This is a genomic window from Nonomuraea sp. NPDC049158, from assembly GCF_040648335.1.
Classification (GTDB): Bacteria; Actinomycetota; Actinomycetes; order Streptosporangiales; family Streptosporangiaceae; genus Nonomuraea.
Map to the genome: position 1 here is coordinate 55,723 of NZ_JBEZDM010000048.1, position 17,112 is coordinate 72,834.

General features: G+C 66.9%; 12 protein-coding genes and 1 tRNA gene. 4 read left to right on the top strand and 9 right to left on the bottom strand.

Translation table 11 applies throughout. The features are described 5' to 3' along the window. Nucleotides 1–92: 92 nt before the first annotated feature. Nucleotides 93–317, bottom strand: coding sequence for a hypothetical protein (locus AB0B61_RS51470; RefSeq protein ID WP_357655252.1), 225 nt, complete (start codon nucleotides 315–317; stop codon nucleotides 93–95). Between the two features lie 129 nt (nucleotides 318–446). After that, nucleotides 447–1,085 carry a uracil phosphoribosyltransferase gene (gene upp, locus AB0B61_RS51475; protein WP_358448644.1) on the bottom strand — a complete coding sequence of 213 codons (639 nt, stop codon included), beginning with the start codon at nucleotides 1,083–1,085 and terminating at the stop codon, nucleotides 447–449. A 140-nt stretch (nucleotides 1,086–1,225) separates the two neighbouring features. On the opposite strand from upp, the gene AB0B61_RS51480 reads away from it, so the two are divergent. The 4 genes from AB0B61_RS51480 (at nucleotide 1,226) to AB0B61_RS51495 (ending at nucleotide 2,780) form a co-directional block, all read left to right on the top strand. Then, nucleotides 1,226–1,735, top strand: a complete 510-nt coding sequence (locus AB0B61_RS51480) for a tRNA adenosine deaminase-associated protein (protein WP_357655246.1) — start codon at nucleotides 1,226–1,228, stop codon at nucleotides 1,733–1,735. A gap of 16 nt (nucleotides 1,736–1,751) precedes the next feature. Then, nucleotides 1,752–2,228: a tRNA adenosine deaminase-associated protein gene (locus AB0B61_RS51485; RefSeq protein ID WP_358448646.1), complete on the top strand. Its 477-nt coding sequence runs from the start codon at nucleotides 1,752–1,754 to the stop codon at nucleotides 2,226–2,228. Next, nucleotides 2,225–2,680, top strand: a complete 456-nt coding sequence (gene tadA, locus AB0B61_RS51490; RefSeq protein ID WP_358448648.1) for a tRNA adenosine(34) deaminase TadA — start codon at nucleotides 2,225–2,227, stop codon at nucleotides 2,678–2,680. Before AB0B61_RS51485 ends, tadA begins: the two co-directional genes overlap by 4 nt. A gap of 10 nt (nucleotides 2,681–2,690) precedes the next feature. Next, nucleotides 2,691–2,780: transfer RNA gene (locus tag AB0B61_RS51495), tRNA-Ser, on the top strand. Between the two features lie 199 nt (nucleotides 2,781–2,979). Here the strand turns inward: AB0B61_RS51495 and AB0B61_RS51500 are convergent. The 7 genes from AB0B61_RS51500 to AB0B61_RS51530 all read right to left on the bottom strand — a co-directional run bounded on the left by AB0B61_RS51500 (nucleotide 2,980) and on the right by AB0B61_RS51530 (nucleotide 16,368). Then, nucleotides 2,980–5,106: a BTAD domain-containing putative transcriptional regulator gene (locus AB0B61_RS51500; RefSeq protein ID WP_358448663.1), complete on the bottom strand. Its 2,127-nt coding sequence runs from the start codon at nucleotides 5,104–5,106 to the stop codon at nucleotides 2,980–2,982. Between the two features lie 365 nt (nucleotides 5,107–5,471). Then, nucleotides 5,472–6,626, bottom strand: a complete 1,155-nt coding sequence (locus AB0B61_RS51505) for an acyl-CoA dehydrogenase family protein (protein ID WP_358448650.1) — start codon at nucleotides 6,624–6,626, stop codon at nucleotides 5,472–5,474. 63 nt (nucleotides 6,627–6,689) lie between these two features. Then, on the bottom strand, nucleotides 6,690–7,790 hold the full coding sequence (locus tag AB0B61_RS51510; RefSeq protein WP_358448651.1) for a thiopeptide-type bacteriocin biosynthesis protein: 1,101 nt from the start codon (nucleotides 7,788–7,790) through the stop codon (nucleotides 6,690–6,692). 19 nt (nucleotides 7,791–7,809) lie between these two features. Next, nucleotides 7,810–10,566 (bottom strand): lantibiotic dehydratase, encoded by a 2,757-nt coding sequence (locus tag AB0B61_RS51515; RefSeq protein WP_358448653.1) that lies wholly within the window; start codon nucleotides 10,564–10,566, stop codon nucleotides 7,810–7,812. 27 nt (nucleotides 10,567–10,593) lie between these two features. Then, nucleotides 10,594–12,213 carry a SagB family peptide dehydrogenase gene (locus AB0B61_RS51520; RefSeq protein ID WP_358448655.1) on the bottom strand — a complete coding sequence of 540 codons (1,620 nt, stop codon included), beginning with the start codon at nucleotides 12,211–12,213 and terminating at the stop codon, nucleotides 10,594–10,596. Between the two features lie 37 nt (nucleotides 12,214–12,250). Continuing rightward, nucleotides 12,251–14,191, bottom strand: a complete 1,941-nt coding sequence (locus AB0B61_RS51525) for a TOMM precursor leader peptide-binding protein (RefSeq protein ID WP_358448656.1) — start codon at nucleotides 14,189–14,191, stop codon at nucleotides 12,251–12,253. After that, the gene (locus AB0B61_RS51530; protein ID WP_358448657.1) at nucleotides 14,188–16,368 is read right to left on the bottom strand and encodes a TOMM precursor leader peptide-binding protein; all 2,181 of its coding nucleotides are present in this window, start codon (nucleotides 16,366–16,368) and stop codon (nucleotides 14,188–14,190) included. The genes AB0B61_RS51525 and AB0B61_RS51530 overlap by 4 nt, the downstream gene beginning before the upstream one ends. Nucleotides 16,369–17,112 lie beyond the last annotated feature (744 nt).

The window sequence follows — 17,112 nt, forward strand, 5'->3', positions numbered from 1 at the left end:
CCTCCGTACCACTTACCTACTCCACCCGCTCTCTACATTACCCACCCCAATGCCGGGGTAAAGGTAACTTGACGGGATAGTTTTGATCTTGCTTAGCCACGCTCGCTGGCCACGAGAGCCAGGACGTGAAGGTGCTTGCGCGCGATCCGCTCGACGAGACTCGGATGGGCGTAGCCCGTGACCTCCAGCGCGCCGTAGTGCGCCGCTTCGACGCAGCGCGTTACGGTGATCGCGGAGTGGATGCCGGCGAACTCCTCGCGGAGTGCCGTCTCCACGTCCGCGTACGGACTTGGCTCCGCCTCGGTGTGGTCGCTCACGACAACACCTCGGTAGCCGGAAAAACGCTCATCGTTGCTCCCCACCACGCGCGTGCGGAAGTTGCCTTCCTCTCACCTCATACCCACGTGACAACAGTATGTAACGAAGTGAGTGCGCAGCGTGACGAGTCAGACCACCCCGTACAAACGATCTCCGGCGTCACCCAGTCCTGGAACGATGTAACCGTTCTCGTTCAGCCGCTCGTCGAGGGCGGCGGTCACGACGCGGATCGGCTTGCCGGAGTTGGCGAACACCTTGTCCATGTACGCCAGCCCCTCGGGCGCCGCGAGCAGGCAGATCGCCGTGACGTCCACCGCCCCCCGGTCGAACAGGAACCGCACGGCCGCGGCCAGCGTGCCGCCGGTGGCCAGCATGGGGTCGACCACGTAGCACTGGCGCCCGGACAGGTCATCGGGCAGCCGGGTGGCGTAGGTCTCGGCCTGCAGCGTCGACTCGTTGCGGATCATGCCCAGGAAACCGACCTCGGCCGTGGGCAGCAGCCTGGTCATGCCGTCGAGCATGCCGAGACCGGCCCGCAGGATCGGCACGACCAGCGGATAGGGCTTGGCCATCCGTACCCCGTGAGCCTCGGCGACCGGGGTCCGCACGCTCACGTCCGCGACCCGTACATCGCGCGTCGCCTCATACGCCAGCAGGGTCACCAGCTCGTCCGCGAGCCGGCGGAACGTCGGCGAGTCCGTCCGGACATCGCGCAGCGTGGTGAGCTTGTGCGCTACGAGAGGATGGTCGACGACGAGGGTTTCCATAAGGGACAACGCTATCTTGTGTGCAACGAACCGGCACGTCGCGTCATGGGTTTTGATCACAATTTGGTCGGAGCAGCCCACGGGGGGTGGCCGGGTCTGGAACGATTGGATCCCGTAGTGACCACGTCGTGGGGTGGACGATGACAGAAGAAGATGCGCTCGACTTCGCCATCGTGGTCTATCGCGAGGACGAGTGCTGGGACGCCGGCCTGCTGCCGGTCGCGCTGACGTCCGATCTGCATGGGCTGATCAAGGCGCTGCGCCAGCAGCCGAGCGAGAGCGGCACGATCGGCCTGGTCGCCGTGGGCGACGAGTTCTTCGTGGCGCTGCGCGTCCTGGGTGACCGCGTCGATGTGTTCCTGTCCGACATCGCGGCGTCCTGGGACTTCCCGCTGGCCGAGCAGGTCCTCGACTACCTCGACGTGCCGATCCCCGACGAGGAGGAGCTCGACGAGATCCTCCAGGACGAGGACACGGTGCTTCCGGCAGGCGATCTGTCCATCTTCGCGGACCTGGGACTCGATGAGATGGAGCTGGGCATACTCTCCGGCGACATCGAACTCCTCCCGGAAGACGTACTCTCCAGCATCGCCGCGCGACTCGGCTTCTCCGAGCCGTTCGAGCGGGCCATCGAATCGGTCTTCGGCTGACCCCTGGAGCACGGACATGGCGTCCAACACCTTCTCTGCGGCCTTCGTCAAGATCTCCGGCGGTTGGAGCGGCGCCGAGGTCGATCTCGGCGCGGCCGAGATCGTCGACGACTTCGGCGACGCGGTGACCGAGGCCCTCGGCCTGTCCGGTGACGAGCTCGCCCTGCTCTGCGTCGAGGTGGAGGACGAGTGGTTCGCCATCGTCCGCTACCGAGGTGACGACGAGCCCCGGGTGTTCCTCTCCGACGCGCACGCCATCATGTCGGACACGCTCGGCGAGCTGTTCGCGGAATTCGCCGGGGTGGCGCCCGACAAGGACGGCAACGGGCTGGGCGTCAAGCCCTCCGGCGACTTCGAACTGCTCAGCGACCTGGGCGTGAGCTCGGAGGAGCTGCTGGAGCTGAGCATGGAAGAGGGCGTGCTGCCGGCCGACATCCTCTCGGTGATCGCCGAGCGGCTGTCCTTCGCCGACGAGCTCGACCGGTTGCGGTGAACCACGCCGACGCGATGCGCCTGGCCCTGTCCGAGGCCGCCGCGGCCGGCGCCCGGGGCGAGGTCCCCGTCGGCGCGGTCGTGCTCGGTCCGCGAGGCGAGGTGCTCGCGTCCGCCGGCAACTCCCGCGAGTCGTCCGCCGATCCGACCGCGCACGCGGAGGTTCTGGCACTCCAGCAGGCCGCCCGGTCGCTCGGGGGCTGGCGGCTGAGCGGCTGCACGCTCGTGGTCACGCTGGAGCCGTGCACGATGTGCGCGGGGGCCGCGGTGCTGGCCCGGGTCGACCGCATCGTGTACGGGGCCGTCGACGAGAAGGCCGGGGCCGTGGGATCACTGTGGGACGTGGTCCGTGACCGCAGGCTCAACCACCGCCCGGAGGTCGTCATGGGTGTGCTGGATGAGGAGTGCGCTGCGGTACTAAAGGAGTTCTTCGGCACTCGGCGGATCCGGTAAGCTCGTCGACGGTGGTGTCGCCTAGTGGCCGAGGGCGCACGCCTCGAAAGCGTGTGATGGGGCAACTCATCCGTGGGTTCAAATCCCACCACCACCGCCACTAAATGGGGCCTCCGACCTGCACTAACAGGTCGGAGGCCCTTTGTCTGCCAAGATCATGGGGGCATCGGCCCCCAGTCAAGATCACGCAGAACCGCAGCGGAATGACCATCCGGCCGCCCGCAGCCGCTCCACCTGAGCGGGCCACTGGCCGGTGGTGACCCGGATACGCGGCCGATCGAGCCACGATGGAAGCTAGGTCAGGCGGGTGCTTGGTTTGCTCGTTCGAGGTCGATCGTCACCGCTGCGATGATTTGCCGTGCCCTGATCATGGCCGCGATGTCGCCCAGTTGTTCGGCTGCTTTCAGAGCGGACTCATGGATGTCGGCTTTCGCGCGCCAGTCGCTCTGGTGATCGCACCAGGGCGTCACCGCCGCCGCCAACTGGATGACATGGGAGGGGAAGTCGTTCGTCAGCGCCTGGCGCAGAACGGTGAACAGGACCGCGTGCTCGGCCCGGAACCAATCCAGCGCCTGCCGGCGGTGTGCGAGGCGCTCCGGCCGCACGCCCGGCGCCGGAGGGCTGGGAACGATCACGAGCGCCTCCGGCGCCAGGAGCCACGCGGCTCGGTATGCGGTGTGCAGGTAGTGCTCGATCACTCGTCGTGCCGCCTGCCGATGGAGCTGGACGTCGGCGACGCGGGCCAGATCGTGCGCGTACGTGCGAAGCAGGTTGTGCAGCGTGAACCTGCCGGGAACGGCCTCGGTCACCAGATGCGCTTCCAGGAGAACGTCCAGCAGCCGGTCGGCCTGCAACCTGTTGACGGCCGCCAGACTGGCCACGGCCGCTCGGGCGATGTCGGGCCCCGGATGGATCGCCAGCAACGAGAACAGGCGGGCCGCTTTGGAGGGCAGGAGGTCGTAGGAGCGCGAGAACACGGTGCGCATGTCGGTGCGGGCATCCCGGGTGGCGAGCACGCTGACGTCGGTACGGACGCGACGCAGATCGGCCGAGAGCGCCGCGAGCGGGGTGGCCGGCGTCGCGGTCGCGAGGCCGGCCGCGATGGCCAGGGGAAGGGGCAGCCGCCCGCACAGATCGATGATCTCATCGGTGGCGCGCGCGTCGGCCTCGATGCACTCGCGGCCCAACCGGCGGGCAAGTAACTGCCGGGACTCGCGATAGGTGAGGACGTCCAGCGTGAGCAACACGGCCGCGTGCTGGCTGACCAGGCTGTTCAGCCCCTGCCGGCTGGTGATCACCACCACGCATTCGGTGCCCCCCGGCAGCAGCCACCGTACCTGCTCGGCATCGCGGGCGTTGTCGAGCAGCACCAGCGCGCGCCGGCCCGCCAGCAGCGTCCGATACAGCGCGATCATGGCCCGCGAATCCGCCGGAATCCGGTGTTTGGACACACCCAAGGTCTGCAGGAAGCTGGACAGAACCTCATGTGGGTCCAGTTCGCTCTCGCCCGGCCCGAACCCCTGGAGATCGACGTACAGCTGACCGTCCGGGAAGCGCTCGGCGGCCAGGTGTGCCCAGTGCACGGCCAGGCTGGTCTTGCCGACGCCGGCGGTGCCGGTGACGACGCAGACCCTGCTGCTCCCGCTGAGCAGCCCATCCAGCCGCTTCAGCTCCTCGTCCCGGCCGGTGAACTCGGCCACGTCCGCGGGGAGTTGGCGTGGCGTGATCGGCATCACCCATGCCGCCCGATCCTCCAGCAGGCCGGCGTGAATGTGCTGCAGCTCCGCGGACGGGGCGGTGCCCAGCTCCTCGTTCAGCCTGCGCCTGAGCCGCTCGTACGTCGACAGGGCCTCAGCTCGTCTGCCGCAGCCATCCAGCGTCAGGATCAGACGCCCCCACAATGGCTCGTGCAACTGATGACGGGCCGCCAGCTTGCGGGCCTCGGGCACCAGTTCGCTGTGGCGTCCCGCGGCCAGACCCAGGTCGATCCATCGTTCCGCGGCCGACACGTGCAGCTCCAGCAAGTGCGAGGCGTCGGCCCCATCCAGTGCCGGAGAGTCGATCCCCTCGAACGGCTGCCCCCGCCACAGGGCCAGCGCCTGTTCCAGAGCCGCCGGCTCGGCTTCGGTGCCCCGTGCCAGCGTCGCCTGGGCAAGCAGCCGGCGAAACAGCAGCGCGTCGACCCGATCAGGTGCCACCTGCAACTGATAGCCCAGCGACGTCGTCTCGATCATCTCGGCGCCGAGCGTGTTACGCAGCCGGGCTATATAGGTATGGACGCTGCGCCGGACGTTGTCCGGCAGATCACCCGCCCATACCACCGAGGCCAGCCGATCCACCGACACCGTCTCGCCTGCCGACAGTGCCAGGACGGCCAGCAGCGTCCGCAGGCGATTCGCCCCCAGCTCGACCTGGGCCGTTCCCATGCGCACGTCAAAGGGGCCTAGTACGGCCACGTGCAGCCCCCTCCCCGCGCCGGCGATCACGCGGGCCGGCCTTTCGGCATTCGACTGCCCTCGGTCATCTGCTGGACAGACACCGACACCAGGCGCGCGGGGAACAGGGCAGAGTGGCACCGTGTGAAGACATCCTTCCGCGAAGTCCCTCACCGGATGAGGCACGCGGATGAGCCTAGCCACACACAAAGGCCGGAAATATCCACGTCACGTCTTGTCCGCTGCGCATTCGGGATAGCGGAGGCATCACCGGCGGCCCTTTCGAGACGGACATGGTCACGCCGCCCCGCGGAGGCCGCCGTGCGGCTCTGCCAGGGCCGTCGCCTCGGGGGCCGTCAGAAGACAGGCAGGGTGGGGGCCATGCCGAGGCGGACACGTCCGGCGGATTCGAAGAAGGCGGCGGAGTGGTTGTGGTGCTGGAGCGCCACCATCCCGTCGCGGAAGAGCCGCTCGACGGCGTTGCCGTGATAGATCGAGGCAGAGCTGCCGAGCTCGTACATGGCCATCAGCACGTCGCGGCTGACCTGCGCGGCGTGACTCATGGCGGCGCGCAGTGCGGCTCGCCGCTCGAGGGTGACGGGCTCGGCGTTCTCTCCGGCGAGGTCGATGTCTCGCGCCGTGGACAGCAGCAGCAGCCGGGCGGCCTGGAGCGCGGCTTCCGACCGGGCGATGACTGCCTGGGTGTGCGCCGACTTGGCGAGCGTGCTGCCGGTCATCGTCCTTTTCGAGACCGCGAGCGCCGCCGTCTCCTCGATGGCGGTCTGGGCGACCCCGAGGACGACGGCAGAGCAGCCGGGGACGACGAGCGAGGGAATGTAGCCCTGGTAACGGGGGCGTTGGATGCGGGCCGGCAGGTCCACGCGCACGACCAGGTCGCCGGGCACCATGGCGTCCTCGACGATGACATCGTGGCTCCCCGAGCCGAGCAGGCCGCTGGCATGCCAGGTGTCCTTGACGGACAGTTGCTCCCGGCGCAGCATGAAGAACCGTACGTCGAGCATGCCCTCATCTGTCAGGAGCACGTTGTCGTCCTCTTTGATGTAGGCGGCCGCGGCGAACCAGTCAGCGTGCTTGATACCGCTGACGAGCTTCCAGTATCCGGACAGCCGGTACCCCCCTTCGTACGGTAAAGCGGTCCCCAGCATGCTCGACGCCGCGAAGACCGGCTCGGGCCCCGGTCCCCAGATCCGGGCGTTACCCGGCTCGTCGAGCAGCGCGCCGATGAAACCCCAGTTGGCGTTCCACACGATCCACCCCGCGGAGGCGTCGAGCCGGCCGAACCCCTCGTACACCTTCAGCACGGTCTCCAGCGGGGCTTCGAAGCCGCCGAGCTCCCGCGGCGTGAGCAGACGGAAGGCGCCGCTGTCCCGCAACTCGCGCACCAGCTTCTCAGGGAGGTCCCGCCCGGCTTCCATGTCGTCGGTGGCCGCGCTGATGGCCGGCTCCAGCTGTGCGGGAAGATCCAGCAGGTGGGCTGTCTGCATGGTCATGCGCTCACTTCATTCGTGGTTGATGAGGAGGTCGGATTTCAGGGAAGACAGCGGACGAGCGAGTCAGGACGTGGATGCCGCATTGTCCTGGAGGGTGCGCGCCAGGATGTACGCCAGGTAAGCCTCGTCGGCTATCGGCAGGCCGAGCCGGTTGTTCGTCATGTGCATGTACGAGGAGAGCAGGTGCGGCAGCAGCACCTCGGTATTGGAGATCACCTTGGGCGCCCTGGAGGTGCCTGCTCTGACGAAGGTGAGCCGGCCGGCGGTCCCGTGTTCCAGCACCTGTTCGCGCAGGCTCTCCCAGTGTCGTGCCCACATCGCCCGGAAGCCGGTCAGCCGGTCCGGCTCTCCTCGCTGGATGCTGTTGTGCGTGTCCATGAACCGGGTCGTGAGCACGTCCTTCATCGAGTCGTAACACATCCGGTAGCTGGCGGTGCTTTCTTCGACGATGCGGGTCGTCGAGCTCCAATAGTCGAGTCCGAAGGACGAGTTCCAGTAGTCGTGATAACGCTCCAGGAAGCTCGCCATCCGGCTGGTGTCCCGCATGAAAGTGGAAACGCTGATCATCATGAGCTGGGCGGCCAGGCCCAGCAGCACCGGCCTGACGTGCACGTTGGCTGTCTGCAGCAGTCCGATCACCAGGTCGCTGGAGAATTCGAAGTGCCGCTCCGCGAGAGATATCCCGACCGGCCCGCCGTAGCGATTGTATTCCGGATGATAGGCGCGGTAGTGGAAGGTGTTGTTGCCCTGCACGGGTATCCGGCCGTCCGGGTAAATCCGGCGCCGCTCATTCTCGTCGGGATATTCCATGATGAACAGATCTTCTTGCGCCTTCAGCATGTCCTGGTCGAACTCGTAAAGCGCCGGGCGGCTCGACAGGAACTCCTGGACGGCGGCCTCGGCCGCCGTGCGCACCGCGGGTGCGGCCGCCTCCGTGACCGGCTTCAGCCGTAGCCGGACGTGCGGGCCCTCCATCCAGTAGTTGATGAAGAAGTACCTCTCCAGCAGTCCGCGACCACGAAGGTCGCGAACCAGCGGTGCGACGCAGTCGGTGAGCATCGGCTGGGAATTGGCGCTGTAGAAGATGTGCAGCGCCTGCCACTCGCCCGGCGGCGAGGCAGGTCGCGACTGAGGATCGTCGATGGTGCGCGGCTCTGTTGTCATCCGTATCTCCCCTGTCTGATCAGTGACCGCGCAGCGGCCGGGTCGTGCCGGTGATCTCGATGGTCTGCTCGGCCACGTACCGTCCTTCAGCCGACTTCAGCCAGATCTGCTCGAGGTCCGGAAGCATCTCTTCGAGCACGATCAGGCGATTGCCTTCACGCGCCAATCGGTCCAGCGATTGGAGCGAGAGAACGCTGCCGAAGTCGATGTACTGCGGTTTGAACGTCGGCATGGCGTTTCTCGCGTCGGGCTTGAGCGGCACCGCGCCGAGTGAGGCGAAAACCCGCTGCGGCAGGCCGTGGTCCCGCTGCCAGCGCCGCCAGGCGAGGAACGACTCCGCGTCGCCGTCCGCGGCGGTGCGCGCAGGGAGGAATTCAGGGTGTACGGTCCACCTGCGTCTCGACACGACCAGGTCGCCGAAGCGGACTCTTGGCTGGCTTCTGATCGTCGTGATCCGCTCGTGTGCGCGCGTGCCGCCCCACATGTCGATCGTGGCGAAAATGGTCCGGGAGAACAGCAGCATCGCCCGCTGCACTTTGGGCAGTGCCGGTGGAATGATGAAGCCCAGGTAGACCGGGATGACTTCGCGGCCCAGGCGCCACGAGTGAAGCCGCAGCCTGCCGGTCTTCTCGTCGTGGAGCACGCTGAGCTCGTCCACCGTGATCTGTTCGGACTCGCTCCGGAAACTCACATCGCCAGGACAGACCAGTTCATACGGTGTGATCGCTGGATGCAGGTTCAGGTTCGTGGTGTCGTACCCGCCCGTGACCTCAGCGAATACCGCGTCGGCCGGTTGCAGCTTGGCGAGTTCGTCACGCAGTTCAGCGGCCAGCCCACCGCGTTCGACGTCGTCGAAGCAGTGCATGAATCGGGAGAACAACAGGGTCAAGCCGCTGTATGTCTGGTTCACCACGGCGAACGGTTCACCGCCGTCGTCGCCAAGCTGAACGAAGAAACTTCTCGGCTCCAGGTCGAGCAGATGATCGGGCACCAGGCCGGAGACCTCATCGACGAACTCGTCGTCGAGCAGCACGTCGGTGCCGGATGCCGCGGCCAGTTTCATGCGGCGTATCAGTTCTTTCCGCGCTTGCGTCATCGCCTCCACCTCGGGCAACCGCAACCAGTTCGGGTCAGGGACGAACGCGCCGTCCTCGTCGAAGCTCGGCCGCGAGGTGACCTTCTGGTAGTAGGTGAAGTAGTCCTGGTGGAATTCGTGCACGAAGCGCAGCACGTCATCACAACGTCCACCGATTCCGTAGCGAGCGGTGAAGAATCCATGCAGGCTCAGCCGTTGCGGCACCGTGGAGTCGAACAGCGGCAACAACCGTGCCACCTGGCACAGGGAGGGAGTCAACGACCGCCGCCATGCCTCCGGGTCGGCCACCGCGCCGGTGCCGGGGACGCACACATCCTCGTACACCAGGTTGCTCGGCGTGCTGGGCTTCACCGCGCCGAGCTCGCGTTGTGTTTCTTCCAAGCCGGCCCGGATCATGCCGATCAGCTTCCCGCGGGCCTCGTGATCGGCTGACGGGTACTGCTTCACCAGCTCTGATATGCGGCCGAGCCGGTCGGCGACCGCGTGTGCCCATGGCGTGTCCAGCCGTTCCAGGCCGTGCCGGAACGATCCCACCGGGTCGGCGCTGTGGACGTCCAGGTGCAGGGTCGGCGCCACGAGCAGGCCGAGCTGGAGCAGGCGCCTCAGATACTCGCGCACGTCCTCAGGGGAACGGTTCGGCCGGTCGGCCGCGCTGAGCAGCTCGGCCAGGTGCCCGAAGGACACCTCTGCTCGCTCACCCAGGATGCGCATGACCTCCTGCAGCAGGGTGCCCTGACGGAGGAAGAAGAGGTTCTCGCGCATGCTGTCCACACCCATCGGGGTGTCGTCGTCACCGACCACTCGAACCCGCCGCACGTAGCGCACCCGCTCCGTGTCGGCCCGCGAGCCCGACGTCAGGCGCACCGTTAGTTCCGGACGCAGGGCGAGCTGGTCGACGATGACGTCTATCAAGCGCGCCAGCGCCGCGACGTTGAGGCGGGCGTGACTACGCCAGACGACGTCGAGGTCGATCTCCGGGAAGAGGGACCCGCTGCCGGGTACGAACCGCCCGAGCGCGACCGCGGTGAACGTGCTGAAAGGGCTCGTCTTGCAGGCGGTGCGGTACACATACTCCAGCAGCGACCGCTCGATGCGGCGCGCGCGTTTGTTCAGCGGGCCGGCCCCGGCGTTGAGATAGGCCGGCAGGTAGCGGTCCAGTGAAGGAGACGCCAGCAACACGCCATTGCGCAGTCTCGGATCGCGGGCGAGTTCACGCAGGTGGGTGCGGGCCAGGTCGGTTTCCTCGGCCAGAATGGCGGCGCCTTGCCGGAGTTCCTCGTCATAGGCGGCGCGCTGGTCCAGCCAGCCGAGCAAGGCGCCGCTACTCTGATCGTCAAGGTGTTCGGCGAGCGCCCTGGCTGATGCCATGTCCTTGGGGAGGCGGCGATTGAAGATCTCGCGCCGCAGCGTGAGAAGCCGACGACGCTGCTGCTCGTCATCATTGTCCGCGATGGACTCCTGCAGTGCGTCAGTGATCACCTGCTTCGCCGCGTCCATGGCGGTCTCGGCCGCCAGCAGGGCGTCCGCCCATCGCACCCCCCGGGGGTTGGTCAAGGGGGCCACGGCGTCGATGGGCATCCCGGCCACCCGCAGCATGAACTGCGGTGTGACGATCCACTGCCTGCCATTGTCCTGGCCCGCTGGGGCGCCCATGCCAAGCTGGAAATCATGGCCTATCACCGGTATCACCTCTTCGGGTCGGTGAGATCAACTGAGTCGGAAGTGGAAGTCGGGAGCCTTCTGGCGCTCGTGCCCCAGCATCACGATCAGCAAGGGCCATTCCTGGTCATCGTCATCGCCGCTCAGGTCTCGTTGCCTGTCCATGTGCTCGGCGTACGACACGTTGTCGAAGCCCAGCGCGGCCCCGCAGCCGATGTTCGCCGCGGCCGCGGCCATATACATGGCCTGGGCGGCGGCGCCGACCTCCGCGTTGAGGAACCGATAACCTCGCTGGCCGGTGGCTGCGATCACCGCGTGCGGCCGTGCCAGCACCGTGACGACGGCGGCGACCTGTTCCATGTTGTAGTTGTTCAGGAAGTAATTGCGCTGCAGGAACGATGTGCTCACACCGACGCCGAGGGGCAGCAGCGTGTTGGTGGCGACGTCGTAGTCATATGCGTCCGCGGGAACGCCGTCGACGTGGTTGGCGAGAATGGCCAGCCTGGTCAGCTCCGGCGTGCCGTCCGGCTGTTTGACATCCGACACGAGCCGGGCTCCGAGTGCGCCCGCACGCAGCACCGCGGCCAATGCGGCCTGTCCAAGACTGTATTGCGCGCTGAACCTGCCGAAGCTGCTTCGACGACCGCGCAGGGCCTTCCGCACCGTGGCGTCGAGCGGGAGCGGATCGGCTAGCTTTATTCCGTCGCCCCTGCCGCCGCCGTGGCCCGGCCTCGCCACTTTCAGCCGCTCAGCCGGTGAATCGCCGGGCAACGAAGTGGTGACGGTCGAGGCATGTACTCGCTCGACCGCAGGATGCCGGACAACGGTGCGTGACCTTTCCCTGGGGACGGCGGTGACTCGAAGTTCGGGCCGGCCTTCCGGGGACGGGCTTTCGCCGCAAGGCAGCGGCACCACGGCGAACACGCTTTCCTCGTGCGTCCGCACGCCCAGCAACCGGTTGAGGGCTTCCTCATCGAAATTGAGCAGCGGGCGCAGCGGAAATCCCGCCGCTCTTGACCACAACTGCCAGGTCCCCAGCGCCGTGCCCACGTCCATGGTGACCACGTGGTAGCTGAAGGCCTCGTATTTGAAGGCGTTCTTCCAGAACTTGACGGTCACGAGCAGGAACTGGTCGCCCGCGGCCGCCGCCGGCGCGATCGCCTGACGCACCTGACTCGTCACGTCACCGATCAGCAGTCTTTGGACACCATGCTGTGCCGGCGAGTAATTGTAGACGCCCGGCAACATCGGTCCGCCAGGGCCACAGACCCAGTAGATCTCGAGCGGGTACAGGCCACCCCCGGACGCGGTGCCGCGAGACCAGACCGCGTGCGGATAATGCGGCAAAGCCACCGTGTCGTCATTGACCGTCACCGCCAGCCGCCGCCCGCCGTACGCGTAGGAGTCCCGCAGCATCTCGTAGAGCATCGGCATGGTGAACGCGCCGCCGTTCTCGGGCACCTGCCGAGTCAGGCTCTCTTCGAGAGAGGCGAGCGCGACCTGCGCGGCCGGCAGCGGGATGGGCGTGACGCCGGGATAGACATTGTGCATGCGCGGCTGGTCGGCCCAATCGGGTTTGAGGCTCCAGTCCTCCGCCGGTGATCGATTGCGGCGCATGATCGCGGCGATATAGTCGCTCGCTGTTTCGAAGGTTTGCTCCGTGTCCATACATGACTCCTCAGGTGCGCCGTACCGGCGAGCCGATTCATTGGAAGGGATGCGGAGCCCGGTTGAGCTCCGAGGCTTCGAGATCGCTGTCGCGGAGTCCGACCCGGCGCAGGACAGTGCGGGTCCGCATCATGTGCAAGGCGCGCTGGCGGCCCCACCCGAAGTCGATCGGCAAGATGCCGGGGATCACCACGCTCGCCGTGTGAAGGGGGATCTCCGCTTGCTCCGGCGAGGTCTGGTCCACCACGATCACGTCGAAGCCGGCCTTGACCACCGACTGAGTGCAGAGCCTGAGGTCGTCCAGCAGATCCAGGGTGCGCGGCCGCTCGTGCTGCCAGTCCCGGAACACCGCCTCCGCCGGGGGCAGATCGGCGGGACGGCCGTCGTCGCCGAGCAGATGCGCGGCGTACCGGGCCATCTCCGGCAACCCGTAGAGCGGGGCGTGATCGGACAGCGAAAGAACCTTGTCGAAGTCGGCCGCCTTCGTGGTGAGCTCTTCGGCGCGCAGCTTCGTGTAGTCGGCGAAATCCGGAATCGCGGACGCGACCTCGTACAGGCCGGAGGCGATCGCCTCTTCGGGATCGAGACTGGCGCCGGCCCCGAAGAGCAGCCTGCCCATGCCGCCGTCTCTGCGCTGGGCGACGGCGACCACGACCGGTATCGGGAATTCGATCCTGGCGTCGAACAGCCGGATGTCGTACCCGTACATCGAGAGACGATCCATCATCAGACGGCTGCGGACCCTCGTGCTGCTGTACGGGTCGATCTCGCGCAGCCGCGGCTTGGCGTACCAGGCGATCAGGAACGCGTCACGCTCGATCAGTTCGAGGACGGCGTAGAGGATCGCCTCTTCCAGACAGCTGCCGGATGCGCATCCGTTCGAGCATTCCTGGACGAATCTGCCGATCTGGTCGATCAGGTGGTAATAGGTGATCGCCGCAGGGACCAAAAGGGGACGCTCATCGCGCAGCGAGTAACCCCAGACCCACGGAATCGCCAGATCAGGGTGGTAGGGCGTGTAATGCCGGGTACTGGCGTAGAACTCTTCGGGGTACAGGCCGCATTCGGCGGGATCCAGTGCCGAGCCCTGCAGATTCCGGTATGTGTCGACCACCGGATCCGAGAACCGTCGAGGCTGCGTGCCGGCGATGCGCTCGTGGGCTTCCAGTATTCCCAGGGTCGTGCTGCGGGCGTAGCTGTCGGAGTGACCGGCCCAGAACGTTTCATGGACGTACCCGCCACCTGGGATGTCGATCCGGCCTTTCACGTTCGCCGTCGTCGTGCTCGTCATGCTCAGCTCCGCGCCGGTGCCGGCCATGCCGCAGACGGGGTTCGCGTACGCGCCGGGTTCCAGGTCGTAGTCGGCGGCCAAGCTGATCCGGAAGTCATCGATCGATCGTTTCGGCCGGCTGCGCAGAACGATGCGAGCGGCGTCGGCGCTGTCTTCAGCCGGAACGCCGCATCGAGGGCACTGCGAGTCCGCGACGATCGGATGACGTCGCACCGTCAGGTCTTTCAGCCGTAGCTCGTACACGAACGGATGGCCATGCCGGTCGGCGCGTTTCCGCTCTGGCGGCACGTGGACGATCTGCTGGACGGTCTGCCAGATCGCCTCCAACCCGAACGGGGCGAGGAACGGGGACGCATGGTGCGCGACGACCGATCGCCCGCTTTCCAGCGCATCGCGTTCCGCGCTGGTCCGCACCTGCCGCCACCGTCTGGCCAAGCAATGGAAGCAGGGGCGCTCGCTGTCGAACGGGCCGAGCAGTACGGCGCTGCCGTGCACATGGACAGGCAGCAAGCCTGTTGTGTCTGTATCCGATGCGTCGAGCCGCGGCACCTCCTGTGCGCCGAGGAGCGCCACGCGGATCGTCACGGGACGGTGAAGTCGCCCGGCGGTCCGGGCCAATCGATCGTGCAGGTAATCGGCGACCAGTCGTTGACCGTGCGCGAGCACCTGTGGGAACCGGTCATTCATTTCTTGCATCGCGCCAGGAGGACCCGGCAGGTCACCACGGCCGCCTGAGACCTGAGCTCTGGGGGCGTGGTGTCGACGACGAGAACGTCGTGGCCCTCGTCGGCGAGTTCGGTGACAAGGGCGGCGACGTCGCTGGGTGAGTCGTCCGTCGTGGCCGGCAGCGGATCCTCGGACGCGTGCACGGCCCGGGCGTCGAAGCCGGGCAGCAGCGGATCACCGAGGTCGACTTCCTCCATCTTCGCCAGATGACGCATCTGGACCAGTCCGGCGAGATCCCGCAGGGCTCCGACGAGCGCGTCCTGCCGGGACAACGCGGCTTGCACGGTCCACAGCGGCCTGTCCGCAGAGTCCGGGGTCCGCGCGAGGACGATGCCGGCGTTGCGCCGGCGGGAGATCTCAAGCACCTCCGGCCAGACGTTCAGGTTGCCGAAGGTCCGCAGCAAGAACTCCAGCTCAGAACCGGTTTCAGGATCCCCGCAGTGGATCGGACGAGATTCACCCCGTCCCGAAACCGCCTCGCGCAGAGCCTCGAACGCGATCGCCGACAACAGGCCCGTCCGGACGGCCTCACCGATGTTCGCTCCGGCTCCATCACCCGCCCCGCTTCGTTCGAACAACGAGTCAGCGTTGAGCGCCGACAACGGGTGAACCGCTGCGGCGGGCACCAGCCGCTGTTCCCCGCTCACCAGAGACGTCGCAGGAAGCCACGAGAGCGTCTCGCGTCCCTCGATCGCGAGCCCCGTGGAGATGGACAGGTCGGCAGGGGCGAGCGTGTGCGGCATCTCCATCGAACCGGTCACCGCATGCCGGACGTTCGCCACCTGGCCGGCATAGGCGAGCAGCGCGGCGCGCATCGCGTTCCGGCGCGCGATGGGCACGTAGTGCAGGTCGAACGCCGTGATCAGCCGTGTGCGCACCTCAGATCCGGCCTGGGCGCCGAGGCGGACCCTGCCGACCTTGAGCGGCGACTGGTCCAATGCCACGTCGTCGAACGACGACAGCACACCTGTGCGGGAGCCGACCAGTTCATCGGCCTCTTTCAGCAGTGTCCTGAGCCGCTCCTTGTCATCATGATCGGCACGGAACGGTCTCGGCGCCTCCTCGTGGACGACGGCCGGCGTGATGGGCATGGCGGCGCCGAGGTCCTGATGCTCCGCGCAGCAGGGGCAGAGCGGGTGAGACCACAACCGTTCGCGCTTGGCCTCCAGCGTTGAGATGTCCTGGATCAGGACGCCATGGTCCGTCTCCGCGTCGAAGCAGCCGGTGACCAGCCGGAACAGGTCGAAGGCGAGCATGTTGCCCACCATCGCCGCGAGTTGCGGATTGAGCCTCGGAGCGCCCAGGCCGGAATCTCCGCACGCGATGCCGCGCCACAAGGCGGCCGCCTCGCGCGGCTCGGCGTTGGCTCCGTAGCGGAGCATGGCGCACATCCAGCATCCCGCGGTCGCCGGGCGGGTGACCGGACCGATGACCACCCTCGAACCGATCGAGGTGGCGGGCAACACCGCTGGACCGCCGTTCACGCCGGCGTCGATCAGCCGCCGCAGCGCGGCCATACCGACGTCGTCGCTGGAGGCGACCACGAAGTCGTATCCGATCAGGGCGTGCGGCGCGAGGGCGTCATCCAGGGTGAGGTCCGACAGCTGGACCTGCGGGGGACATCCGGCCTCGGTCAAGTCCGCGACGCACTCGGCCAGCCCCGCCATGGCCGCGGGGGTGTCCTCGGCCGTGCTCTCCGGCGACGACGCGACCAGGATCAGTGAACCGAGTCCATTGCGCAGCAGACTCTCGGCCGCCGCCCGGTTCACGCGGCCGGTACCCAGCATCAGCACCTTTGCCGTACGGAAGCGCAGAAACCGAGCCTTGGCCTCGTCGACGAAGTGCTCCACATAGTTCAGCTGCGAGGCGAACACCTGCTCGACGGCGGGGTCCATATCAACGACGCCCGCCGGACGTACGTTTCGCGCGAAACCGCTGTCGATCAACGAACGCATAAGTGAGACGACCATCGCCTGCCGTTCAGGCGCAAGGCCCGCGCACAGATCGGCGACCGTGTGTTCGCCTGTCAAATACGGCGCGAGCGAGCACAGGAAACGGTATGCCCATTGTCCTTTGACGACGTACACCTTCTCGGTGTTGCGCACCACGACTTTGTCGCCGACGTCGTAGAACAGCACGTCATGACCCAACCTGGGCCGGACGGTGAGATCATCGGCCTTCGAAGCCTTTCCCTGTCCCGCCGCTGGCTCAAGCTCGGTAGCAGTCATTGTCGAGATCACTTCCTTGGCGTATGACGCCATGTGCGTTGTGGCCATGAACAACAGGCAAGAGACTTTTCAACAGTAATTGTGGGCAGTCGAACCGCCACGCAACCTTTCCTGGCCGGCGCTGTACGTCCTGTCTCAGGATTATGGCCGCAGGTCCTTTCACTTCTCTTTCCGCTGTTGTCGCAGGTGGCAGCGGTGTGAAAGCGGTCGTTGCAATACTCTGCCTGTTCGGCCCAATCGTGCGAATGAAAGGAAGCCCGCCGTGCGGACCATCGTCGAGAGGCCACTATCGGACCTGTTCCAGGAGCTGGAACAGCTGGGATCGGAGACTTTCGAGGTCTCGGACTACACCGACGTCGACATCCACCTGTCCCCTGTCGCAGCCGCCACAAGCTGCTGCGGGTCCACCAGCACCACGAGCACGAGCTGCAGCAGCGGAAGCTGCGCCTGCCTGGATGAGTGATCTTCGGCAGAGCTGCCTGCGACGCGGGATCAGCCCAACGTCACCGCTCTCGGCCCGGCCGTTGACTTCCCGGTGACGCCGTGGGGGGGCGGGGGGCCGCCCCCGGGGGGCCCCCGCCCCCCCCCATGGGGCGGGAGGTAGGAGGAGAAGGGGGTTTAGAGGGGGGGAGGGGGGGGGTGGATGAGATGGGG

Coding starts and splice junctions, on each gene's coding strand:
- upp (WP_358448644.1), bottom strand. CDS start 1,085: ATGGAAACCCTCGTCGTCGACCATCCTCTCGTAGCGCACAAGCTCACC.
- AB0B61_RS51480 (WP_357655246.1), top strand. CDS start 1,226: ATGACAGAAGAAGATGCGCTCGACTTCGCCATCGTGGTCTATCGCGAG.
- AB0B61_RS51485 (WP_358448646.1), top strand. CDS start 1,752: ATGGCGTCCAACACCTTCTCTGCGGCCTTCGTCAAGATCTCCGGCGGT.
- AB0B61_RS51500 (WP_358448663.1), bottom strand. CDS start 5,106: ATGGGAACGGCCCAGGTCGAGCTGGGGGCGAATCGCCTGCGGACGCTG.
- AB0B61_RS51505 (WP_358448650.1), bottom strand. CDS start 6,626: ATGACCATGCAGACAGCCCACCTGCTGGATCTTCCCGCACAGCTGGAG.
- AB0B61_RS51510 (WP_358448651.1), bottom strand. CDS start 7,790: ATGACAACAGAGCCGCGCACCATCGACGATCCTCAGTCGCGACCTGCC.
- AB0B61_RS51520 (WP_358448655.1), bottom strand. CDS start 12,213: ATGGACACGGAGCAAACCTTCGAAACAGCGAGCGACTATATCGCCGCG.
- AB0B61_RS51525 (WP_358448656.1), bottom strand. CDS start 14,191: ATGAATGACCGGTTCCCACAGGTGCTCGCGCACGGTCAACGACTGGTC.